General features: G+C 63.2%; 20 protein-coding genes and 1 tRNA gene. 3 read left to right on the forward strand and 18 right to left on the reverse strand.

Annotated features, from left to right (window positions below):
* Positions 1 to 5 precede the first annotated feature (5 nt).
* Both PT85_RS08135 and PT85_RS08140 read left to right on the forward strand, forming a co-directional pair.
* Positions 6 to 2885: a DUF748 domain-containing protein gene (locus tag PT85_RS08135; protein WP_039606412.1), complete on the forward strand. Its 2880-nt coding sequence runs from the start codon at positions 6 to 8 to the stop codon at positions 2883 to 2885.
* A complete protein-coding gene (locus tag PT85_RS08140; protein WP_027588976.1) occupies positions 2885 to 3187 on the forward strand; it encodes a DUF2845 domain-containing protein in 303 nt (100 codons plus the stop codon). The genes PT85_RS08135 and PT85_RS08140 overlap by 1 nt, the downstream gene beginning before the upstream one ends.
* 48 nt (positions 3188 to 3235) lie before the next feature.
* Here the strand turns inward: PT85_RS08140 and PT85_RS08145 are convergent, their stop codons facing one another.
* From PT85_RS08145 to rlmE, 15 genes are all read right to left on the reverse strand, one after another.
* Complete coding sequence (locus PT85_RS08145) at positions 3236 to 3595, reverse strand: BON domain-containing protein (protein ID WP_027588977.1); 360 nt, start codon at positions 3593 to 3595, stop codon at positions 3236 to 3238.
* A gap of 172 nt (positions 3596 to 3767) precedes the next feature.
* Positions 3768 to 5876, reverse strand: a complete 2109-nt coding sequence (gene pnp, locus PT85_RS08150; RefSeq protein ID WP_027588978.1) for a polyribonucleotide nucleotidyltransferase — start codon at positions 5874 to 5876, stop codon at positions 3768 to 3770.
* A gap of 173 nt (positions 5877 to 6049) precedes the next feature.
* Positions 6050 to 6319, reverse strand: a complete 270-nt coding sequence (gene rpsO, locus PT85_RS08155) for a 30S ribosomal protein S15 (protein ID WP_027588979.1) — start codon at positions 6317 to 6319, stop codon at positions 6050 to 6052.
* 118 nt (positions 6320 to 6437) lie between these two features.
* Complete coding sequence (gene truB, locus PT85_RS08160; RefSeq protein ID WP_027588980.1) at positions 6438 to 7355, reverse strand: tRNA pseudouridine(55) synthase TruB; 918 nt, start codon at positions 7353 to 7355, stop codon at positions 6438 to 6440.
* Positions 7356 to 7357: 2 nt separating this feature from the next.
* Complete coding sequence (gene rbfA, locus PT85_RS08165) at positions 7358 to 7741, reverse strand: 30S ribosome-binding factor RbfA (protein WP_027588981.1); 384 nt, start codon at positions 7739 to 7741, stop codon at positions 7358 to 7360.
* A 100-nt stretch (positions 7742 to 7841) separates the two neighbouring features.
* Positions 7842 to 10334 (reverse strand): translation initiation factor IF-2, encoded by a 2493-nt coding sequence (gene infB / locus PT85_RS08170; RefSeq protein WP_027588982.1) that lies wholly within the window; start codon positions 10332 to 10334, stop codon positions 7842 to 7844.
* A 27-nt stretch (positions 10335 to 10361) separates the two neighbouring features.
* Positions 10362 to 11843 carry a transcription termination factor NusA gene (gene nusA / locus PT85_RS08175; protein WP_027588983.1) on the reverse strand — a complete coding sequence of 494 codons (1482 nt, stop codon included), beginning with the start codon at positions 11841 to 11843 and terminating at the stop codon, positions 10362 to 10364.
* 45 nt (positions 11844 to 11888) lie between these two features.
* Positions 11889 to 12347 (reverse strand): ribosome maturation factor RimP, encoded by a 459-nt coding sequence (rimP, locus tag PT85_RS08180; RefSeq protein ID WP_027588984.1) that lies wholly within the window; start codon positions 12345 to 12347, stop codon positions 11889 to 11891.
* A 293-nt stretch (positions 12348 to 12640) separates the two neighbouring features.
* Positions 12641 to 12726: transfer RNA gene (locus PT85_RS08185), tRNA-Leu, on the reverse strand.
* An 11-nt stretch (positions 12727 to 12737) separates the two neighbouring features.
* On the reverse strand, positions 12738 to 13115 hold the full coding sequence (gene secG / locus PT85_RS08190) for a preprotein translocase subunit SecG (protein ID WP_027588985.1): 378 nt from the start codon (positions 13113 to 13115) through the stop codon (positions 12738 to 12740).
* A 2-nt stretch (positions 13116 to 13117) separates the two neighbouring features.
* Positions 13118 to 13873: a triose-phosphate isomerase gene (gene tpiA / locus PT85_RS08195; protein WP_027588986.1), complete on the reverse strand. Its 756-nt coding sequence runs from the start codon at positions 13871 to 13873 to the stop codon at positions 13118 to 13120.
* A 99-nt stretch (positions 13874 to 13972) separates the two neighbouring features.
* Entirely contained in the window at positions 13973 to 15307 is a 1335-nt protein-coding gene (gene glmM / locus PT85_RS08200) for a phosphoglucosamine mutase (RefSeq protein ID WP_027588987.1), read from the reverse strand.
* A gap of 16 nt (positions 15308 to 15323) precedes the next feature.
* The gene (folP, locus tag PT85_RS08205; RefSeq protein WP_039606413.1) at positions 15324 to 16175 is read right to left on the reverse strand and encodes a dihydropteroate synthase; all 852 of its coding nucleotides are present in this window, start codon (positions 16173 to 16175) and stop codon (positions 15324 to 15326) included.
* A 2-nt stretch (positions 16176 to 16177) separates the two neighbouring features.
* Positions 16178 to 18085 carry an ATP-dependent zinc metalloprotease FtsH gene (gene ftsH / locus PT85_RS08210; RefSeq protein ID WP_039560882.1) on the reverse strand — a complete coding sequence of 636 codons (1908 nt, stop codon included), beginning with the start codon at positions 18083 to 18085 and terminating at the stop codon, positions 16178 to 16180.
* Between the two features lie 151 nt (positions 18086 to 18236).
* Positions 18237 to 18869, reverse strand: coding sequence for a 23S rRNA (uridine(2552)-2'-O)-methyltransferase RlmE (gene rlmE / locus PT85_RS08215; protein WP_039560881.1), 633 nt, complete (start codon positions 18867 to 18869; stop codon positions 18237 to 18239).
* A gap of 72 nt (positions 18870 to 18941) precedes the next feature.
* Between rlmE and yhbY the strand changes: the two genes are divergently transcribed.
* Positions 18942 to 19253, forward strand: coding sequence for a ribosome assembly RNA-binding protein YhbY (gene yhbY, locus PT85_RS08220; RefSeq protein ID WP_027588991.1), 312 nt, complete (start codon positions 18942 to 18944; stop codon positions 19251 to 19253).
* A 24-nt stretch (positions 19254 to 19277) separates the two neighbouring features.
* Here yhbY and PT85_RS08225 read toward each other — a convergent pair whose 3' ends face one another.
* The 3 genes from PT85_RS08225 to carB are packed head-to-tail and all read right to left on the reverse strand — an operon-like array spanning position 19278 to position 23378.
* On the reverse strand, positions 19278 to 19709 hold the full coding sequence (locus PT85_RS08225) for a hypothetical protein (RefSeq protein ID WP_027588992.1): 432 nt from the start codon (positions 19707 to 19709) through the stop codon (positions 19278 to 19280).
* Positions 19687 to 20160, reverse strand: coding sequence for a transcription elongation factor GreA (gene greA / locus PT85_RS08230; RefSeq protein ID WP_027588993.1), 474 nt, complete (start codon positions 20158 to 20160; stop codon positions 19687 to 19689). Before greA ends, PT85_RS08225 begins: the two co-directional genes overlap by 23 nt.
* Positions 20157 to 23378, reverse strand: a complete 3222-nt coding sequence (gene carB, locus PT85_RS08235; protein WP_039606414.1) for a carbamoyl-phosphate synthase large subunit — start codon at positions 23376 to 23378, stop codon at positions 20157 to 20159. The genes greA and carB overlap by 4 nt, the downstream gene beginning before the upstream one ends.
* Between the last annotated feature and the right edge of the window lie 15 nt (positions 23379 to 23393).

Raw genomic sequence — 23393 nt, forward strand, 5'->3', positions numbered from 1 at the left:
CCCTCATGTCGAACCTGCCCCTGCGCCTGGCTCGCGGCCTGGCCATCTTCCTGGCGTTCTATGCGCTGATCGGCTTCTTCATCGTGCCCGGGGTGGCGCTGCGCATCGTCAATCAGCAGCTGGCCCTCTATGCCACCGAACCGGCGCGCCTGGAGCGCCTGGAGTTCAACCCGTTCCGCCTGACGCTGGACCTTTACCACCTGCGCATCGGCGATACCGAAACCCCGCAGCTGGCCTTCGAGCTCCTGCATGTCGACCTGGAATGGCGCAGCCTGTGGCAGCGCACCCTGCATCTGGCCGAGGTGCGCTTGGTCCGCCCGCACACGGAAGTGCTGTTCGACGCTGAAGGGAAGCTCAACCTCAGCCGGCTCTTCGCCTTTCCAGCCAGCGAGGAAAGCCCCAAGCCGGTGAACGCGGAACCGAGCCGCCCCTTCCCGCTGCGCATCGATCGCCTGCTGCTGGAGCGCGGTCTGGTGCATTTCCAGGATCGACGCCCTGGCGAAACCGTCGACTTCACCTACGACCCGCTCGATCTGGAGCTGCACAACCTGCGCACCCGCTCCGATGATGAAGCCGAAGCTCAGTTCGTGGCACAGGGGCCGGCGGGCGGCACGCTCCACTGGCGCGGCCAGCTGCATCTGCTGCCCTTCCGCTCCAGCGGCCATCTGGAACTGAAGGATCTGCGCCTGGCTAGCATCTGGCCCTATGTGCAGGAAAACATCGCGGTGTCGCTGCGTGACGGCGTGCTCAACGCCGCCGCCGATTACCGCCTCGACCTGGCGGAGGGAACGCAACTCACCCTGGCCAATGGCCGCCTGCGCCTGGCGCCCTTTGCGGTTCAGGACCTCGACGGCCAACCTCGCCTGAACCTCGAGCATCTGGACATCCAGCAAGCCAGTCTGGACCTGGCCGCGCAACGGCTGGAAATCGGCCAGCTGCGCAGCGCCGGGCTGGAAACCTGGGCCGCCCGTGAAGCGGACGGGGAAATCGACTGGCTGCGCCTGCTCAAGGCGGACGGCGGCGCAACAGAGCAAGCCCCGACCACGGAGGGCAGGCCCTGGCAGATCCTGCTGAATGACGCCCAACTGCGCGGCTACCGCGCCCACCTGACCGATCGCGCCACGGAACAACCCGTTGAACTGCTGGTCGGCCCGCTGGACCTGGACGTACGCCAGTTCGACAGCTCGGGACAGGCGCCTTTCCAGCTGCGCCTGGACAGCGGCCTCGGCGAGCAGGGACGCGTGCACGCCGAGGGCGAGGCCGGGTTGCAGCCGCTCGCCGCCCAGCTGGCGGTGACGCTGCAGGCCATCGATCTGCGCGTCGCCCAGGCCTACCTCTCGCCGTATGTACGTCTTGAACTTCTCGGCGGTGAGCTGGCAGGCAACCTGGATGTGCAGGTCGCCCACGGCGAACAGCTGGCACTGCAGGTCAGGGGGCAGGCCAGCGTACAAGGTCTGCATACCCGTGACACCCTGCGTCACCGCGACCTTCTCAAATGGCAGGCGCTGCGCCTGGACGGGCTGGACTACCGGCACGGCGAGCAGTTGCACATCGAGGGCATCGAACTGGAGCAGCCCTACGCACGGCTGATTATCCAGGAAGACCTCAGCACCAACCTCAATGAACTGATTGTCGAGCAGCCCACGACGGCCGAAGCCGGCGAGGCCACCTCCGCCAATGAACCCCCTCTGGGTATCCACGTCGGCGGCATCGCGATTCGCGACGGCTCGGCCAACTTTGCCGACTTCAGCCTGCGACCGAACTTCGCCACAGCCATCCAGCAACTCAACGGCCGTATCGGCACCCTCGACAACCGGAGCAAGCAGGCCGCCAGCGTGGACATCACCGGCAAGGTCGATCGCTACGCGCCGGTCACCATCAAGGGCCGACTGACGCCGTTCGACCCGCTGCACAGCCTGGATATCGCCACCGTTTTCAAACAGGTGGAGCTGACCACCCTGACACCCTACTCCGGCAAGTTCGCCGGCTACCGCATCCGGCGCGGCCGTCTCAACCTGGATCTGCACTACCGCATCGACGAGGGCCGGCTGAATGCCGAGAACCATGTACTGCTGGAGAACCTGCAGCTGGGCGAGCGGGTCGACAGCGACGACGCGGTGGATCTGCCGGTGCGCCTGGCCGTGGCGCTGCTCAAGGACACCAAGGGCAACATCGACATTGCACTGCCGGTGCAGGGTGACCTCAACGACCCGCAGTTCAGCGTCATGCCGATCATCTGGCAGACGTTGCGCAATCTGGTGCTGCGGGCTGTGCAGGCGCCCTTCAAGTTCGTCGCCGGGCTGGTGGGCGGCAGCGATGAGGACCTCGACCGTGTTCCCTTCGAGCCCGGCAGCAGCGTACTGGGCGATGCCGCTCGCCAGCGCCTGGACACCCTGGCGGCGGCGCTCAGGCAGCGGCCGCAGTTACGACTGGAGGTGGAAGGCGCCAGCGCGGTGAGCGCCGATGGCCCACTGCTGGCCGAGCGGCGCCTGCAGCGTGAGTACCGGCAACTCTGGTACAACAGCTTGCAGCGCCGCGGTCAGCCGGTACCCGCCACCCCAGACGATCTGGAGATCGACGAGGACCTGAGTGATTCCTTGCTGCAGGCCATCTACCGCAGCCAGCTGGGGCAACCTCCCGCCGGCTGGGCTGAGCTTGCGGACGAGCAGGTCCACGACAACATGCGCCAAGCCCTGCTGGCACGCTGGAGCGACAATCCCACGGCCCTGCGCCGCCTGGCCCAGGAACGTGCGGCCGGCATCAAGGCGTATCTGGTGGATCAGGGCGGACTCGAAGATAAACGCATCTATCTGCTGGACAGTGCGCTGGTCACGGTCGGCACCACTGGCAGCGTGGAGACACCCTTGCATCTGGACAGTCAGTGATGATGAAAACAACGCTGCTCGCCGCCCTGTTGTTACTCGCGTCCCTGGCGCAGGCATCCTCGACGCTGCGTTGCGGCAGCGAGCTGATCAGCCTGGGCGACTCGGCCTGGGAGGTACTGCGCAAGTGCGGCGAGCCGGTGAATCAGTCCCAGCTGGGCCTCAAGCTTCAACGTGACGAATACGGCCTGCGCTACGACGTGGGTGTCGAGGAATGGATCTACGGGCCACGCAACGGCATGTACCACATCCTGCGCTTCGAAGGGGGACGGTTGCGGGACATCCGTAGCGAACGCAACCTGTAAACGCCGAAGCCGCCTGGACGGCGGCTTCGGGCTTTCCGCATGGCGGGCTCAGTCCATGGTTTTCAGCCCATCCGCCATGACCTCGCGCACGCCCTTGATCTCCTTGGCCTTGGTAATGGCCATCTCGCGCTCGGCCTCGGTGGCCACCGTGCCGGTCAGCGAGACCACGCCATCCTTGGTCTCCACTTCGATATCCATGCCAGGGGTGCTGTCATCCACCAGCAGGGCGGATTTGACCTTAGTGGTAATCCAGGTGTCGGACACCGCATCACCCGCTTCGTCCATGGTCGACTCGCCGGCCGCCAGCAGGACACCTGCCATGGGCTGGTCTGCCCAGGCGGGTACGAGAGGGAGGCCGAGAACCAGGGCCAGCGCGGAGGCGCTCAACGTTGTCTGGACTTTCTTCATGCTGTTCACTCCTGTGTTTTCAGGGGACTCCACGGCACTCTCCGGCCGCAGTGGAGGGGTAGACCCGGCAATCCCTCGCGCAGTTCAGAGCAGCCTGCCGATTGGCCTCGCTCGCTTTCTCTGTCCGGAAACGAAAAAGGCCCCTTACGGGGCCTTTTCGTACCGGTTTCGCTTAGACCTGGGAGGCCTTGGCGGCGGCGACGTCCTTGATGGACAGCTTGATGCGGCCGCGGTTGTCCACGTCCAGCACCAGCACTTCCACTTCCTGACCTTCCTTGAGTATGTCGGTGACCTTCTCCACGCGCTGATCGCTCAGCATGGAGATGTGCACCAGGCCGTCCTTGCCGGGCAGGATGTTGACGAAGGCGCCGAAGTCGACGATGCGCTCGACGCGGCCGGTGTAGATCTTGCCGATCTCGGCCTCGGCGGTGATCGCCAGCACGCGCTGCTTGGCGGCCTCGGCGGCTTCCTTGGTCTCGCCGAAGATCTTGACGGAGCCGTCGTCCTCGATGTCGATGGAGGCCTTGGTCTCCTCGCAGATGCCGCGGATGACCGCGCCGCCCTTGCCGATCACATCGCGGATCTTGTCCGGATCGATCTTCATGGCAATCATGGTCGGCGCATTGGCCGACAACTCGCTGCGGGACTGCGAGATCACCTGGTTCATCTGGCCGAGGATGTTCAGGCGCGCTTCCAGCGCCTGGTTCAGCGCGATCTCCATGATCTCTTCGGTGATGCCCTGGATCTTGATGTCCATCTGCAGGGCGGTGACGCCCTTGGCGGTACCGGCCACCTTGAAGTCCATGTCGCCCAGGTGGTCTTCATCACCCAGGATGTCGGTCAGCACGGCGAACTTGTCGCCTTCCTTGACCAGACCCATGGCGATACCGGCTACCGGAGCCTTCATCGGCACGCCGGCGTCCATCAGGGCCAGCGAAGCGCCGCACACGGATGCCATCGAGGAGGAGCCGTTGGACTCGGTGATCTCGGACACCACGCGGATGGTGTAGGGGAACTCGTCGGCGCTGGGCAGCATGGCCTGCACGCCACGACGGGCCAGACGGCCATGACCGATCTCGCGACGACCGGTAGCGCCCATGCGGCCGCACTCACCCACCGAGTAGGGCGGGAAGTTGTAGTGCAGCAGGAAGGGATCCTTCTTCTCGCCTTCCAGGGTGTCGAGGATCTGCGCATCGCGGGCGGTGCCGAGGGTGGCGACCACCAGGGCCTGGGTTTCACCGCGGGTGAACAGCGCGGAACCGTGGGTCTTGTCCAGCACGCCGACTTCGATCTTCAGCGGACGCACGGTGCGGGTGTCACGACCGTCGATACGCGGCTTGCCGTTGACGATGTTCTCGCGCACGGTGCGGTACTCGATCAGGCCGAAGGCTTCCTTCACCTGGGCCGGGGTGTAGGCGGCGTTCTCGTCACCGGCCAGCTTGGCCACCACCTGGTCGCGCAGCTCGCCGAGGCGGGCATAGCGGTCCTGCTTGACGGTGATGGTGTAGGCCTGAGAAACGGCATCACCCAGCTCGGCCTTGATGGCGTCCAGCAGCGCAGTATTTTCGACCGGAGCGTTCCAGTTCCAGGCCGGCTTGCCGGCTTCGGCGGCAAATTCCTTGATGGCCTGGATGGCGGTCTGGAACTCCTGGTGGGCGAACAGCACGGCGCCCAGCATCTGGTCTTCGGTCAGCTCCTTGGCTTCCGATTCAACCATCAGCACAGCGTCCTGGGTACCGGCCACGACCATGTCCAGGCTGGAAGCCTGCTGCTGTTCGTAGGTCGGGTTCAGCAGGTAGCCGGTTTCCGGGTGGAAGGCCACGCGCGCGGCGCCAACCGGGCCCTGGAAGGGAATGCCGGAGATGGCCAGCGCGGCGGAGGTGCCGAGCATGGCGGCGATGTCCGGATCGGTCTTCTTGCTGGTGGAAACGACGGTGCAGATGACCTGCACTTCGTTCATGAAGCCTTCCGGGAACAGCGGACGGATCGGACGGTCGATCAGGCGCGAGGTCAGGGTTTCCTTCTCGGAGGGGCGCGCCTCACGCTTGAAGAAACCACCGGGGATCTTGCCGGCCGCGTAGGTCTTTTCCTGGTAGTGCACGGACAGCGGGAAGAAGTCCTTGCCCGGGTCGGCCTGCTTGGCGGCGACTACGGTGACCAGCACGGTCACATCGTTATCGATGCTGACCAGTACGGCGCCGGTGGCCTGGCGGGCAATGCGGCCCGTTTCGAGCGTTACGGTCGACTGACCGAACTGGAATTTCTTGGTAACCGGATTCACGGTGTTTTCCTTCTCTGTGTTGCCCTTGGGGAAATCGGTTGGAATGCCGGGAGTCGGACCCGATCCTTCCAGTACAGAAAGCGGAAAGCTGGAAGTGGAGAGTTGCAAGCGGGACAGCTAACCCACTTCCAACTCCCCACCCCCAGCTTCCAGCCTTCCAGCTCGCGTACGTCTTAGCGACGCAGGCCCAGACGCGCGATCAGGGCGCTGTAACGAGTGGCATCCTTACCCTTCAGGTAGTCCAGCAGCTTGCGGCGCTGGTTAACCATACGGATCAGACCACGACGGGAGTGGTGGTCCTTGCCGTTGGCCTTGAAGTGATCCTGCAGCTTGTTGATGTTGGCGGTCAGCAGAGCAACCTGCACTTCGGGGGAACCGGTGTCGCCTTCGTGCTGCTTGTTCTCGTTAACGATCTGGGCTTTTTCTTCAACGCTCAGTGCCATGGTATGGGCTCCTTGAGTGAACAGGCCGGGAATCGCTTCCCGTGTTTATGAATAGAGGCATGACCGTGCCTGTTGACAGCCACCCTCGGGGTGCGCCGCACGAGGCGGCGCGTTACGGTCATTCCGACCGAATCAGTCGACGCGGGGCGATGCGCCCGTCGTCGCTCGCCTCACCGATACCGATGAAGCGTCCCGCATGATCCTGCACCCGCATCAGCCCCTGCTCCGGTGCGCCAGGCGCGCGTACCGGCTGTCCGTGCAGCCAGTAGTAGGCGCTGTGCTCGGTCAACTGGATCACCGGCCAGTCCTGCAGGCCGCAATCCACCGGCAGCAGGAAACGATCCAGCGCCTCGGAGCCGCCTTCTGCGTGGGCCTGTTCCAGCGTTTCCAGGCTCACCGCCTGGGCCAGCGTGAACGGGCCGGCCTGGGTTCTGCGCAGCTCGGCGACGTGCGCGCCGCAACCGAGCATCTGCCCGAGGTCTTCGACCAGGGTACGAATATAGGTGCCCTTGCTGCAGCTGACGGCCAGGCGTGCCTGGTCATTATCCAGAGCCAGCAGTTCGAGCTGCGAGATAGTAACAGAACGCGCCTCGCGCTCCACTACCTCGCCGGCGCGCGCCAGCTTGTACAGCGGCTGGCCGTCCTTCTTCAGGGCCGAATACATCGGCGGAACCTGCTGGATATCGCCACGAAAACGCGGCAGCAGCGCTTCGATATCGGCGCGGGTCACTGCGACATCACGACGCTCCAGCACCTCGCCTTCCGCGTCGCCGGTACTGGTGGTGACGCCAAGCTGGGCCAAGGTCTCGTAGGCCTTGTCGGCATCCAGCAGGTATTGGGAGAACTTGGTGGCCTCCCCGAAGCACAGCGGCAGCACACCCGTCGCCAGCGGATCGAGGCTGCCAGTGTGGCCGGCCTTCTCGGCGTTGAGCAGCCAACGCACCTTCTGCAGCGCGGCGTTGGAGCTGAAACCGCGTGGCTTGTCGAGGATCAGCACGCCATGCACAGCGCGGCGAATACGTTTGACTTGCGCCACGCTCACTCCTCGCCCTGATCGTGCCGACGGTCTTCGGCCACCGCGCGCTCGATCAGCGCCGACAATTCGGCGCCACGGCGCACGCTGGCGTCGTAGTGGAAATGCAGTTGCGGCACGCTACGCAGCTTCATGGACTTGCCCAGCAGCATGCGCAGGTAGCCGGCGGCATCGTTGAGGATCTCCAGGTTCAGCGCCAGCTTCTCGTCGTCGAAGTCGCCCATCAGGGTGATGAACACCTTGGCATGGCCGATGTCACGACTGACATCCACGGCGGTGATGGTGATGAAACCCAGGCGCGGGTCCTTCACTTCACGGGGGATCAACAGGGCCAGCTCGCGCTGCATCTGGTCGCCGATGCGCTGGGTACGGCTATATTCTTTGGCCATCATTCATTACTCGCTAAAAGCCAAAAGCTGGAAACCCCAGCCGGCGCCGCCCACAAGGGCGGCTCCGGCTGACGGCTTCCAGCTTCCGGCAGGTGTCCGCTTACAGCGTACGGGCCACCTGGACCTTCTCGAAGACTTCGATCTTGTCGCCGACCTTGACGTCGTTGTAGCTCTTCACGCCGATACCGCACTCCATGCCGGCGCGCACTTCGGCGACGTCGTCCTTGAAGCGGCGCAGCGATTCCAGCTCGCCCTCGAAGATCACCACATCCTCGCGCAGCACGCGGATCGGGCGGTTACGGTGCACGATGCCTTCAACCACCATGCAACCGGCTACCGCACCAAACTTCGGCGAGCGGAACACATCACGCACCTCGGCGATGCCCAGGATGTGCTCGCGCACCTCGCTGCCCAGCATGCCGGTCAGCGCCTTCTTGACGTCTTCGATGATGTCGTAGATGACGTTGTAGTAGCGCAGATCCAGGCCTTCCTGCTCGACGATCTTGCGCGCGCCGGCGTCGGCACGCACGTTGAAGCCGAACAGCACCGCATTGGAAGCCAGCGCCAGGTTGGCATCGCTCTCGGTGATACCACCGACACCGGCGGCGACCACGCGCACCTGAACTTCCTGGTTGCCCAGCTCGGACAGGGCGCCCTGCAAGGCTTCCAGGGTTCCGCGCACATCGGTCTTGAGGACGATGTTGAGCATCTTCTTCTCGTCCTGACCCATGGTCTCGAAGATGTTCTCGAGCTTGGCGGACTGCTGGCGAGCCAGTTTGACCTCGCGGAACTTGCCCTGACGGAACAGTGCCACTTCGCGGGCCTTCTTCTCGTCGGCCACCACGGTGAGGTCATCACCGGCTTCCGGCGTGCCGTCCAGGCCGAGAATCGCCACCGGGATGGAGGGCCCGGCTTCCTTCACGTTTTTGCCGTTCTCGTCCAGCATCGCGCGCACGCGGCCGTAGTTCACGCCGCATAGCACCACGTCGCCCTGACGCAGGGTACCGTCCTGGACCAGCACGGTGGCCACCGGGCCACGGCCCTTGTCGAGACGGGACTCCACCACCACACCGCGACCGGGTGCGGACGGCGTGGCCTTGAGCTCAAGCACTTCGGCCTGCAGCAGCACGGCTTCCAGCAGATCGTCGATACCGGTGCCCAGCTTGGCGGAAACCGGGATGAACGGAGCATCGCCGCCCCACTCTTCCGGAATCACATCGAGCGCGGCCAGGCCGTTCTTGATGTTGTCCGGATTGGCTTCGGGCTTGTCGATCTTGTTGATGGCGACCACGATCGGTACACCGGCGGCCTTGGCATGCTGCACGGCTTCCTGGGTCTGCGGCATCACGCCATCGTCCGCCGCCACCACCAGGATGACGATATCGGTCGCCTGGGCACCACGGGCACGCATCGCGGTGAACGCGGCGTGGCCGGGGGTATCCAGGAAGGTGACCATGCCACGATCGGTCTGCACGTGGTAGGCGCCGATGTGCTGGGTAATGCCGCCGGCTTCGCCGACCGCCACCTTGGTACGACGGATGTAGTCGAGCAGCGAGGTCTTGCCGTGGTCGACGTGACCCATCACGGTCACCACCGGTGCGCGCGGCGCGCTCTCGCCCTCGAACTTCAGGGATTCGGCCAGTTGCTCTTCCAGGGCGTTGTCGCTCACCAGCTTGACCTTGTGCCCGAATTCCTCGGCGACCAGTTGAGCGGTCTCCTGATCGAGCACCTGGTTGATGGTGACGGGCGAGCCCATCTTGAACATGAACTTGATGACTTCGGCGGCCTTGATGGCCATCTGCTGGGCCAGTTCGGACACCGTGATGGTTTCGCCGATGGCCACGTCGCGCACGACCGGGCCGCTCGGGCTCTGGAACCCATGCTGGTTGCGCTTCTTCAGGCGGCCCTTGCCGCCACGACCGCCACGACGGAAGGCTTCGCCCTCGTCTTCGGCATTGCGCGGCGCGATACGCGGCGCCGGACCCTTGTCCTTCAGCGACGGACGCTGGGCGCCCTTGCGGTCACGACGCTCGTCGTCATCGCGGGCACGCTCGACGCGGCGCGGCTCTTCCTTCTTGCGTTCTTCGCTCGGCGCGGCAACGGCCACGGCAGCCGGGGCCTTGGCAGCTGCCGGAGTCGGTGCGACCACCGGAGAACCGGCCCTCTTTTCCGCTTCCAGGCGTGCCTGGCGAGCCGCTTCTTCTTCCGCCTGACGGCGGGCTTCCTCAGCCTTCTGGCGCGCGGCGGCCTCCTCGGCGGCGCGCTGGGCCTCCAGCTCGCGCTGCTGCTCGGCCTCGATCTCGGCAGGGCTGCGCTTGACGTAGGTCTTCTTCTTACGGACTTCTACGCTAATAGTCTTGCTGCCAGACACCTTCAGGGTCTGGGTAGTCTTGCGCTGCAAGGTGATCTTGCGCGGACCTTCGGCCTTGGAGCCGTCCCCCTTCAGGTGGTTCAACAGGGTCTGTTTCTCATTGTCGGTCACCACTTGCTCGGCACTCGTGTGCGGTAGACCCGCCTCACGCATCTGCTGCAGCAGGCGCTCGACCGGTGTTGCGACCACATCGGCCAGTTCTTTCACCGTGACTTGCGTCATGCATCTCTCTCCTCAGGCCGCGACTGCTTACTCGAACCAATGGGCTCGGGCGGCCATGATCAGCTTGCCGGCACGCTCTTCGTCCATGCCGTCGATCTCGAGCAGGTCGTCGATCGACTGCTCGGCCAGGTCTTCGCGGGTAGCCACGCCCCGCACTGCCAGTTCCACCGCCAGCTCCTTGGTCATCCCATCGAGCGACAGCAAATCTTCGGCCGGCTGTACGTCTGCGAGCTTTTCCTCGGTCGCGATCGCCCTGGTTAGCAGGCGATCCTTGGCGCGGGCACGCAGCTCGTTAACAATTTCCTCATCGAATCCATCGATGCTCAGCAGTTCTTCCATGGGTACGTAGGCGATTTCCTCCAGGCTGGTGAAGCCTTCTTCGACCAGCACCTGGGCCAGTTCCTCGTCGACCTCCAGATCATCGACAAAGGCCTTTAGAATGTCGCCGGTTTCAGCCTGCTGCTTGGCCTGAATGTCCGACTCGGTCATGACGTTGAGGGTCCAGCCTGTCAGCTGGCTGGCCAGGCGCACATTCTGACCCCCGCGGCCGATGGCTTGGGCCAGGTTGTCTTCCGCCACGGCAATATCCATGGCGTGGGCGTCTTCATCGACAATGATCGCCACCACTTCGGCAGGCGACATCGCGTTGATGACGAATTGGGCCGGATTTTCATCCCAGAGCACGATGTCCACACGCTCGCCGCCGAGCTCACCGGAAACGGCCTGCACCCGGGAACCGCGCATGCCGATGCAGGCGCCCTGCGGGTCGATACGCTTGTCCTTGGAGCGCACGGCGATCTTGGCGCGCGAACCCGGGTCGCGGGAGGCAGCCATGACCTCGATGAGTTCCTCGGCGATTTCCGGCACCTCGATGCGGAACAGCTCGATCAGCATCTTTGGATCGGTGCGCGACAGGATCAGCTGCGGGCCGCGGTTCTCGCTGCGGATTTCCTTGAGCAGGGCGCGCACGCGACCGCCAACACGGAAGATCTCGCGTGGAATAGTTTCCTCGCGCGGCAGCAGGGCTTCGGCATTGTTGCCCAAGTCCACGATGCAGCTGTCACGGGTCACCTTCTTGATGGTGCCGGAAACGATCTCGCCGACCTTGCCACGGTAGGCATCAACCACCTGGGCACGCTCGGCTTCGCGAACCTTCTGTACGATGACCTGCTTGGCGGTCTGCGCGGCGATGCGACCAAATTCGATGGACTCGATGGGCTCCTCGATCAGATCGCCCACTTTGGCGTCAGGCTTGCGCTCCTGCGCCTGCTCGACGGTCAGCTCGGCAGCCGGGTTGACCAGGTCCTCATCGGCGACCACGGTCCAGCAGCGGAACGTTTCATAATTGCCGCTCTGACGATTGATGGCGACCCGCAGATCGACCTCTTCCTCGTAGCGCTTCTTGGTGGCGGTGGCCAGAGCCAGCTCCAGCGCCTCGAAAATCACACCAGCCGGTACACCTTTCTCATTGGATACCGACTCAACCACCAGCAGTACTTCTTTGCTCATGTACGCCTCGCCTTCGCAATCCATTGGATCCGCGGGATCCGTGCCTTAATCAAAACGGGGAACGATGTTGGCCTTGTCGATCGAATCGATCGGCAAGAGGAATTCGTGATCGTCTACAAGCACCACCACATCCTGTTCCTCGACCCCGCGCAGGACACCCTGGAAATTGCGTCGCCCCTCGAAGGGCACGCGCAACTTGATCTTGACCTGCTCTCCGGCATGAGCAGCAAACTGCTCCAGGGTGAACAAAGGCCGATCCATTCCCGGGGAGGATACTTCCAGGGTGTACTCATTGCTGATCGGATCTTCCACATCCAGTACACCGCTCACCTGACGACTGACCTTTTCGCAGTCCTCGATGAAGATGCCATCGGCATGATCAATATAGATTCGCAGCAGGGAATGCTTGCCCTGGGAGAGAAACTCGATACCCCAGCACTCATAGCCAAGGGCTTCTATTACAGGAGCAACTATCGCCTGCAACTGTTCTAGCTTGCTCGACATCGAGAGCCCCCTCTTTTTTCTTGTGAAATAAAAAATGGGCGAGACGCCCATCCATGCTTGCCATTCCTTACGAATGACTCGAAGACTGCGCAGCCAACAAAAAGCCCCTGGACAGGGGCTTGGCTACAGCGGGTTGCGAGACCGGAACCATCAGCCCTCCGGAAAAACGGAAGACCGGCTTCCCGGCGCCACGCCGCGACAAAGCTGGGCCACGAGTATACGCAGGAGTCCCAACACGGTCAATCGCACCTGCCGGAACGCAAGAGACCCGCATGAAGCGGGTCTCTTGGATATGGTACCGAGGAGGGGACTCGAACCCCTACAGCCTATGGCCACTACCACCTCAAGGTAGCGTGTCTACCAATTCCACCACCTCGGCAAAACCTTGCCTTACCGTTCCGGAACCTCCGGAACATCACCCGCTTCCTGCGGAGCCGAACGCCCCTCAAGAACAGGAACATCTTCTTCGACAACCTTCTTCGGCACTTCCAGCACCGCCGGATCAGGCAAGCCGATCTGACCGAGCTGTTCCGCCTTCTGGCTGGCGAAATACGCCAGACCCAGACTGGTCACGAAAAAAACCGCGGCGAGTATACCAGTAACGCGACTCAGAAAGGTAGCAGAACCCTGGCTTCCAAACACCGTGCCAGACGCACCAGCACCAAAGGAAGCACCCGCCTCCGCACCCTTGCCCTGCTGCAGCAGCACAAGACCAACAAGGCCTAGTGCCATTAGCAGATGAACTACGATCACGACAGTCTCAAGCATCTTCAGCTTCCCGCGGCACGACAGATCGCACCAAACTCATCCGCATTCAGAGAGGCCCCACCAATGAGACCACCGTCGATATCCGGCATGGCAAACAGCTCAGCCGCATTGGCAGCCTTCACACTGCCGCCATACAAAATTCTTACACCGCGCGCCACATCGGCACTTTCGGTTCGCAACTGCGCCCTGATCGACGCATGCACTTCCTGAGCCTGCTCAGGACTTGCCGTCAGCCCGGTACCAATTGCCCAGACCGGCTCATACGCAACTACCGCTCGTGCAAATGCACCGACACCCAGCTGCTCAATCACACTGCCCAACTGACGCTGCACGACCTCGAGGGTCTTACCCGCCTCACGCTGCGCCAGCGTCTCACCGATACACAGGATCGGGATCAAACCACAGGCCTGCGCAGCGGCAAACTTTCGGCTCAGCATCGCCTCGCTTTCACCGAGAATCTGACGCCGTTCGGAGTGACCAACCAATACGTAGGCACACCCGGAGTCAGCCAGCTGACTAGCAGCTATCTCACCCGTCAACGCACCTTGCATCGGCTCGACCGCGCAATTCTGCGCACCCACACCGATCGCCTTCCCCTCGAGCCCAGTCACCACCTGAGTGACGTACAGCGCGGGCGGAATCACAGCAATCTCGACCCCTACCGGCAAAGCCAGCTGACGAAGACCCCTGATCAATTCAGCTACGCTGGCGCGGGTACCGTGCATCTTCCAGTTACCGGCTACCAGTGGTCGACGCATGCTTTACCTCGTCGGTCAAAGTGGGCGCAGATGTTACCCAAGACTTTCAATACAGGCAAGCGAATCAAACACATAGATTCACCTGCCTGACCATTTCGCTTATGCGCAGGCGTCGGCGACGACCCTGGCAAGCGCTTCGGCATGCTGCCGCACCTGGGCCTCGTCATCGCCTTCGACCATGACGCGAACCAATGGCTCGGTGCCGGACTTGCGCAGCAAGACCCGACCTCGCCCGGCCATCTTACGGGTAACCTCATCACATGCCTCCTGCACTGAGGGATTATCGACGGGATCCTTGCCGCCGTTGAACTTCACGTTGACCAGCACCTGCGGGCATTTGCGAATGCCACTGCAGGCCTGCTGCAGTGTTTCGCCACGCCGCTTGAGCGCCAGCAGGACCTGCAGGGCGGCAATTATGGCATCTCCGGTGGTGGTGTGCCGGCAGCAGACGATATGCCCTGAATTTTCCCCACCGAGCTGCCAGCCACGCTCCTGCAGCTCAGCCATTACATAGCGGTCACCCACCTTGGCACGAGCGAACGGGATTTGCATGTCGCGCAACGCCAGCTCAAGACCCAGGTTGCTCATCAGGGTGCCGACGACGCCACCATCCCCCATCAGGCCGCGCTCCTTCAAGTCGCGCGCGATGATGAACAGCAGCTCGTCACCATCGACCACGCGCCCAGTGTGGTCGACCATCAGCACCCGGTCACCATCACCGTCGAAAGCAACACCAAGGTCCGCACCCTGACTGACCACTTCAGCCTGGAGTGACTCCATATGGGTCGAACCACAACCTTCATTGATATTCAGCCCGTCCGGCTGCGCCGAGAGCACGCTCACCGTAGCCCCCAGCTCGCGAAAAACGCTCGGCGCCACCTTGTAGGTCGCACCGTGCGCGCAATCGACCACCAGCTTCAGACCAGCAAAACGAGTGCTGGTGGGCACGCTGCTCTTGCAGAACTCGATGTAGCGGCCAGCGGCGTCGTTGATGCGCGACACCTTGCCGATCGACTCGGCCACAATCATCGGCTCGTCGAGCAGCGCCTCGACTTTCGCCTCGATATCGTCGGGCAGCTTGGTGCCCTGACCAGAGAAAAACTTGATGCCGTTGTCGTAATAGGGATTGTGCGAGGCACTGATGACGATGCCGGCCTCGGCATGGAAGGTGCGCGTCAGATAGGCAATGGCCGGTGTCGGCATTGGCCCCAGCAGCATCACGTCGGCACCGGCGGCCACCAGTCCAGCCTCTAGGGCCGATTCGAACATGTAACCGGAGATGCGCGTGTCCTTGCCGATCAGTACCCGGCAGATGCCTTCGCGCCGAAACGCGACGCCCGCCGCCCAGCCCAGCTTGAGCACGAAGTCAGGGGTAATGGGGAACTGGCCAACCCGACCGCGAATGCCGTCGGTACCGAAATACTTTCTCGTCATCTCTACTCCATCTGCCTCAATCGGCAGTTTCGACTGCTGCAATCATCCTGACTACATCGACCGTTTCCGCCACATCATGAACGCGGATGATTCGAGCCCCCTTGATCACCGCCAGCGCCGCCAGCGCCAAACTGCCGGGAAGGCGCTGCTTGACGTCGCGCCCCAACACCTGGCCGATCATGCTCTTGCGAGATACACCCACGAGCAGCGGGCGACCCAGCTGGTGCAATTCTTCCATATGCTTGAAAAGCACCAGATTGTGGTCGAGGCTCTTGGCGAAACCAAAACCGGGATCCAGAACAATGCGCTCAGCAGCAATACCAGCCGACTGACAGACGTCCATGCGCTCACGCAGGAACTGCTCAACGTCCCGAGTAACGTCTCCATAGGACGGATTGTCCTGCATGTTGCCGGGCTCGCCGAGCATGTGCATCAGACAGACCGCCATGGCACTGTCCGCCACCGCATCCAGCGCACCATCGCGTTGCAGCGAACGGACATCGTTGATCAGCCCGGCACCGAGCCGCCCGCATTCACGCATCACTGCGGGGGTTGAGGTGTCGACAGAGATCACCACATCCAGCTCGCGAGCAATGACCTCGACCACCGGAGCCACACGCTCCAACTCCTCGCTGGGAGAGACCGCGCGCGCACCGGGGCGAGTCGACTCACCGCCGACATCAATCAGGGTCGCCCCTGCCTCGACCATCGCCGCGGCGTGCCGCAACGCCTTGTCGCGCTCAGTGTAGCTGCCGCCATCGGAAAAGGAGTCAGGGGTGACATTCAGGATGCCCATCACATGCGGACGGGCCAGATCAAGAACCCGACTGCCACACGGCAGCCGGGTCGGGAGACAAATGTTACTCATGCTCAGTGTTCGCCCGCCGGGCCTCCGATCGGCGACTCCGGACGCTCACCTTGCGGTGCGGAGCTTCCAGAGGCACCCGTACCACCCTGCCAGTCGCGCGGTTCGCGTGGCGGACGTCCGGACATGATGTCGTCGATCTGTTCGGCATCAATGGTTTCGTACTTCATCAGCGCCTCGGCCATCATTTCCAGCTTGTCGCGATTCTCGGTCAGCAGACGCTTGGCCGTGGCATAGCAGGTGTCGATGATGCTGCGCACCTCTTCGTCGATCTGCTTGGCGGTCTCGCCGGACACATTGGTGTGCTGACTGCCGGCACTGCGACCCAGGAAAACTTCACCTTCCTCTTCGGCATACATCAGTGGGCCCATCTTTTCCGACAAGCCCCACTTGGTGACCATGTTCCGCGCCAGCTGTGTGGCACGCATGATGTCGTTGGAAGCACCGGTGGTGACACCATCGAATCCCAGGGTCATCTCCTCAGCGATACGGCCGCCGAACAGCGAGCAGATCTGGCTGATCAGCGCGCGCTTGGACAAGCTGTAGCGATCTTCCTCCGGCAGGAACATCGTCACACCCAGCGCACGACCACGGGGGATGATCGATACCTTGTAGACCGGGTCGTGCTCGGGCACCAGGCGACCGACGATGGCGTGGCCGGCCTCGTGGTAGGCGGTATTGAGCTTCTCCTTCTCGGACATGACCATGGTCTTGCGCTCGGCGCCCATCATGATCTTGTCCTTGGCCAGCTCGAACTCCTTCATTTCCACCAGGCGCTTGTTGACCCGCGCGGCAAACAGCGAGGCCTCGTTGACCAGGTTGGCCAGGTCGGCACCGGAAAAGCCGGGGGTGCCACGGGCAATCACGGCCGGGTCGACGTCGTCACCCACCGGCACCTTGCGCATGTGCACCTTGAGGATCTGCTCGCGGCCACGGATATCGGGTAGACCGACCACCACCTGGCGGTCGAAGCGGCCGGGACGCAGCAGCGCCGGATCGAGCACGTCGGGACGGTTGGTCGCGGCGATGACGATGATGCCGTCGTTCATCTCGAATCCATCCATCTCTACCAGCAGCTGGTTGAGCGTCTGCTCGCGCTCGTCGTGGCCTCCGCCGAGGCCGGCACCCCGATGACGACCCACAGCATCAATCTCGTCGATGAAAATGATGCAGGGCGCGTGCTTCTTGGCCTGGTCGAACATATCGCGCACGCGGCTGGCGCCGACGCCGACGAACATTTCAACGAAGTCCGAGCCGGAGATGGTGAAGAACGGCACCTTGGCCTCGCCGGCGACCGCCTTGGCCAGCAGAGTCTTGCCAGTACCCGGCGAACCGACCATCAGTACACCGCGCGGGATACGGCCACCCAGGCGCTGGAACTTGCCCGGGTCACGCAGGAACTCGACCAGCTCGGCGACTTCCTCCTTGGCCTCGTCGCAACCGGCAACGTCAGCGAAAGTGGTCTTCACCTGATCTTCCGAAAGCAGGCGCGCCTTGCTCTTGCCGAAGCTCATCGGCCCGCCCTTGCCTCCGGCGCCGCCCTGCATCTGGCGCATGAAGAACATGAACACCGCGATGATCACCAGGATCGGGAAGCTGGCCACCAGCAACTGGGTCCAGATGCTCTGCTGCTCAGGCTGCTTGCCTTCGATGACCACGTTGTTGTCGATCAGGTCGCCGATCAGTCCGCTGTCCTGGATCGCCGGACGCACGGTCTTGAACGTACCGCCATCGGTGCGTTTGCCGGTGATCACGAAGCCATCGACGGTGACTCGCTCGACACGGCCATCCTGAACCTGGCTCAGGAATTCGGAATAGTTGAGCGTCTGCGGCTCGCTGGGGCTGGAGAAATTGTTCATCACCGTCACCAGGACGGCGGCGATGATCAGCCACAGGATCAGATTTTTTGCCATATCGTTCAATTCGCTACCCTCTGAGTCGCTCCGTTCGAGGCAACTCCCGCACGCGGCTGGTTGATTACCCGGCCTAACTTACTACACAACCCCTGCCGGGGCAGGTGGCGTCTGTAACCCTTTATGAACCTTTGACTACCGGTTCGGCACTTCATTGCATCGGAGCGCCGCGGAAACCACGCGCCAGGAGGTACTGCTCCCGGGAGCGATCACGCGAGGACAACGGCTTGCGGATCTGCACCTTCTCGAACATCTCCCGCGTCTGCTTGTGGTACGCATCGAAACCTTCGCCCTGGAAGATCTTGATCAGGAAATCGCCACCAGGCCGCAGCACGCGACTGGCCAGATCCAGCGCCAGCTCGCACAGGTACATGGCACGCGGCTGATCCGCGGCCCGCACCCCACTCATATTGGGGGCCATATCGGAAATCACAAGGTCGACGGGATGATCACCGATCGCTTCGAGCAGCCGGGCGAACACCGCATCGTCGGTGAAATCGCCCTGGATGAAGGTGACGTCGGGGATCGAGTCCATCTCCAGGATGTCCGAGGCGATCAGCCGCCCCTTGTCGCCAATCACCCGGCTGGTCACCTGCGACCAGCCACCGGGGGCCGCGCCCAGATCGACGACCGTCATGCCGGGGCGCAGGATGCGGTCCTTTTCCTGGATCTCCAGCAGCTTGTAGCTGGCCCGCGAGCGATAACCGTCGCGCTGAGCCATCTTTACGTAAGGGTCGTCGAAGTGTTCTTTCAGCCAGCGTTGACTGGTCTTGGATCGGGCCACGGAATACCTCTTGGGCGGCGGCTCGGGTACACTAGCCGCCTTTTTCGTACAGTGAAACGTCAGGGCTTGATTATGGCGCTCTCGCAAGAGCAGAAGAAACAGTTCAAATCTATCGGCCACCATCTGAAGCCGGTATTGACCATTGCCGACAACGGTCTCAGCGAAGGGGTAATGGCCGAGCTGGAGCGCGCCCTCGCCGACCACGAGCTGATCAAGATTCAGCTGCGTGTGGCCGAGCGCGACGACCGTCACGCATTGGTCGAGGAGCTTTGCCGTAGCGCGGGCTGCGAGCTGGTGCAAAGTATCGGCAAGGTGGCACTGGTGTACCGCAAGAACCCCAAACCGAACCGCCACCTCTCCAACATCCTGCGCCACCAGGCGTAACCGGCAAGACGAGGCGCGGAACGTCTACGACCGCGCCTCGGGTGGCGCCTGTACCACCAGCAGCAGGCCACAGCAGGCCATGGCCAGGTAGCTGAACATCTGCCAGTAGTCGGACACGAGCCAGCCGGCGCGCGCGGCGAAAAAGCCAAGCGCCAGCAGCAGCACCGCCAGCAGCAGCTGGCCGCGCATATCCTTCCACACGGCCCGCACGCCCAGCGCGACGGCCAGACTCAGCGCCTGCAGCAGCACGCAGACCACCGCAAAGCCCACCAGCAGCGGCCGCAAGCCGTTCGCCACCTCCTGCACCAGCAGCGGCGCGAGGCCGATCTTGCCGAGTGCCGGCAGCAATACGAAGTGCAGCAGCCACAGGCCGCCGACCCAGAATGTCTGGGCCAGCTGCCAGGCGATCACCGGCGCGCGCAGGCGCGGCGGATCAGACGTGACGGACTTCGACAATCTCGTACTCGACCACGCCACTAGGGGTGCGCACCGTCACCACGTCGCCTTCGGACTTGCCGACCAACGCGCGGGCGATCGGCGAGCTGACCGACAACTTGCCGGACTTGATGTCCGCCTCGTCGTCACCGACGATCTGGTAGGTCACTTCCTCGTCGGTTTCGACGTTCACGATGTCCACTGTGGTGCCGAAGATCACCTTGCCGGTATGCGGAAGGGTCGAGACATCGATGATCTGGGCGTTCTGCAAACGCCCCTCGATGTCACGGATGCGCGCCTCGGCCAGCCCCTGCTGTTCGCGGGCGGCGTGGTACTCGGCGTTCTCCTTCAGATCCCCCAGCTCACGCGCTTCGGCGATGGCCTGGCTGATCTTCGGGCGCTCCGCCTTGAGGATCTTCAGCTCTTCTTCCAGGGCGCGAGCGCCCTGGACGGTCATCGGGTATTTCGTCATGCCTTGATTCCTGCGTGCAGATCCTGCAGCCGGCGCACGGTCCGCTCGGGACCGAACTTGATGGCCTCACAGACTGCCTGACCACCCGCCAGGGTGGTGGTGATGCAGACCTTGTGCTGCAGGGCGTTACGACGGATGGAGTAAGAATCGGCGATCGACTGGCGCCCCTCGGTGGTGTTGATGATCAGGGTCACTTCCTCGTTCTTGATCATGTCCACCACATGCGGACGGCCTTCGGTCACCTTGTTGACGCGGCGCACCGGCAAGCCAGCCGCCTCGATCACCTTCGCGGTTCCGGCAGTAGCCACCACTTCGAAGCCCTGAGCGATCAGGTCACGCGCCACATCGGCCACGAAAGGCTTGTCGTCCTCTCGCACACTGATAAAGGCGCAACCGCCGGTGGGCAGGATCTCGCTGGCACCCAGCTGAGCCTTGGCAAAGGCCTCGGCGAAGCTGTCGCCGACACCCATGACTTCGCCGGTGGATTTCATTTCCGGGCCGAGGATGGTATCCACCCCGGGGAACTTGGCAAAGGGGAACACGGCCTCCTTGACGCTGAAGTACTCCGGAATGATTTCCTCGGTAAAACCGGTTTCCTGCAGGGTCTTGCCGGCCATGACACGGGCCGCGACCTTGGCCAGCGATTCGCCGATGCACTTGGACACGAACGGCACGGTACGCGAAGCGCGCGGGTTCACTTCCAGTACATAGATGTCGTCGCCCTGAACGGCCATCTGCACGTTCATGAGACCGACCACACCCAGCTCCAGCGCCATCTTCTTCACCTGGTCGCGGATTTCGTCCTGAATGTGCTGGGGCAGCGAGTAGGCCGGCAGCGAGCACGCCGAGTCGCCGGAGTGGATGCCGGCCTGCTCGATGTGCTGCATGATGGCGCCGATCACCACGTCCTTGCCATCGCATACGGCATCGATATCCACTTCGATGGCCGAATTCAGGAAATGGTCCAGCAGTACCGGGCTGTCGTTGGAGACCTTCACCGCCTCGCGCATGTAGCGCTTGAGCTCTTCTTCCTGGTAAACGATTTCCATCGCCCGGCCGCCCAGCACGTAGGACGGACGCACCACCAGCGGGAAGCCGATGGCCTTGGCGTGCGCCAGGGCTTCGTCTTCGCTGCGTGCGGTGGCGTTCTGCGGCTGGCGCAGGTTCAGGCGCTGCACCATCTGCTGGAACCGCTCACGGTCTTCGGCGCGGTCGATGGCGTCCGGGCTGGTGCCGATGATCGGCACGCCGGCCTCTTCCAGAGCGCGGCACAGCTTCAGCGGGGTCTGGCCACCGTACTGCACGATCACGCCCTTGGGCTGCTCGACGCGGCAGATTTCCAGCACGTCTTCCAGGGTCACCGGCTCGAAGTACAGGCGATCGGAGGTGTCGTAGTCGGTGGAGACGGTTTCCGGGTTGCAGTTGACCATGATGGTCTCGTAGCCGTCTTCACGCATGGCCAGCGCGGCATGCACGCAGCAGTAGTCGAACTCGATGCCCTGGCCGATGCGGTTCGGACCGCCACCGATGACCATGATCTTGTCGCGGCTGGACGGGTTGGCCTCGCACTCTTCCTCGTAGGTCGAATACATGTAGGCGGTGTCGGTCTGGAATTCGGCGGCGCAGGTGTCGACGCGCTTGTAGACCGGCAACACCTTCAGCTTGTGACGGTGGCTGCGCAGGCTTTTCTCGCTCACGCCCAGCAGGGTCGCCAGGCGGGCATCGGAGAAGCCCTTGCGCTTCAGGCGGAACATCAGGTCACGGTCGATGCTGGCCAGGCCGAGGGTCTTGACCCGCTCCTCTTCCTTGACCAGGTCCTCGATCTGCACCAGGAACCAGGGGTCGATGTTGGTGAGTTCGAACACCTCGTCGACGGTCTTGCCGGCGCGGAAGGCATCGGCCACATACCAGACGCGCTCGGCGCTGGGCACGGTCAGCTCACGCTTGAGGACGCTCTCGGCTTCCGGATCGGCCAGATCCAGCTTGGGATCGAAACCGGTGGCGCCGACCTCCAGGCCGCGCAGGGCCTTCTGCATGGACTCCTGGAAGGTCCGGCCGATGGCCATGACCTCGCCCACGGACTTCATCTGGGTGGTCAGGCGGGCGTCGGCCTTGGGGAACTTCTCGAAGGCGAAGCGCGGCACCTTGGTGACCACGTAGTCGATGGCCGGCTCGAAGGACGCCGGGGTGCGGCCGCCGGTGATGTCGTTCTTCAGCTCGTCCAGGGTGTAGCCAACCGCCAGCTTGGCGGCGATCTTGGCGATCGGGAAGCCGGTGGCCTTGGAGGCCAGCGCCGAGGAACGCGACACGCGCGGGTTCATCTCGATGACGACCATGCGGCCGTCCTTCGGGTTGATGCCGAACTGCACGTTGGAGCCGCCGGTTTCCACGCCGATCTCGCGCAGCACCGCCAGCGAGGCGTTGCGCATGATCTGGTATTCCTTGTCGGTCAGCGTCTGCGCCGGCGCCACGGTGATGGAGTCGCCGGTGTGCACGCCCATCGGGTCGAAGTTCTCGATGGAGCAGACGATGATGCAGTTGTCCTTCTTGTCGCGGACCACCTCCATCTCGTACTCCTTCCAGCCGATCAGCGATTCGTCGATCAGCAGTTCCTTGGTCGGCGACAGATCCAGACCGCGGTTGCAGATTTCCTCGAATTCCTCACGGTTGTAGGCGATGCCGCCACCGGTGCCGCCCATGGTGAAGGACGGACGGATGATGCACGGGAAGCCCACCTGGTCGAGGACGCCGTAGGCTTCCTCCATGTTGTGGGCGATGCCGGAACGCGGGCACGCCAGCCCGATGTCACGCATGGCCTTGTCGAAGCGCGAACGGTCCTCGGCCTTGTCGATGGTGTCGGCGTTGGCGCCGATCATTTCCACGCCGAACTTTTCCAGCACGCCGTGGCGTTCCAGGTCCAGGGCGCAGTTCAGCGCGGTCTGGCCGCCCATGGTCGGCAGCAGCGCGTCAGGGCGCTCCTTCTCGATGATCTTGGCGACAGTCTGCCACTTGATCGGCTCGATGTAGGTGGCGTCGGCCATGGCCGGGTCGGTCATGATGGTGGCCGGGTTGGAGTTCACCAGGATGACGCGGAAGCCTTCCTCGCGCAGGGCCTTGCAGGCCTGGGCGCCGGAATAGTCGAACTCGCACGCCTGGCCGATCACGATGGGGCCGGCGCCGAGGATCAGAATGCTTTTGAGGTCTGTACGTTTTGGCATGGGAGTCTCGTAGCG

The organism is Pseudomonas flexibilis, assembly GCF_000806415.1.
Lineage (GTDB): Bacteria > Pseudomonadota > Gammaproteobacteria > Pseudomonadales > Pseudomonadaceae > Serpens > Serpens flexibilis.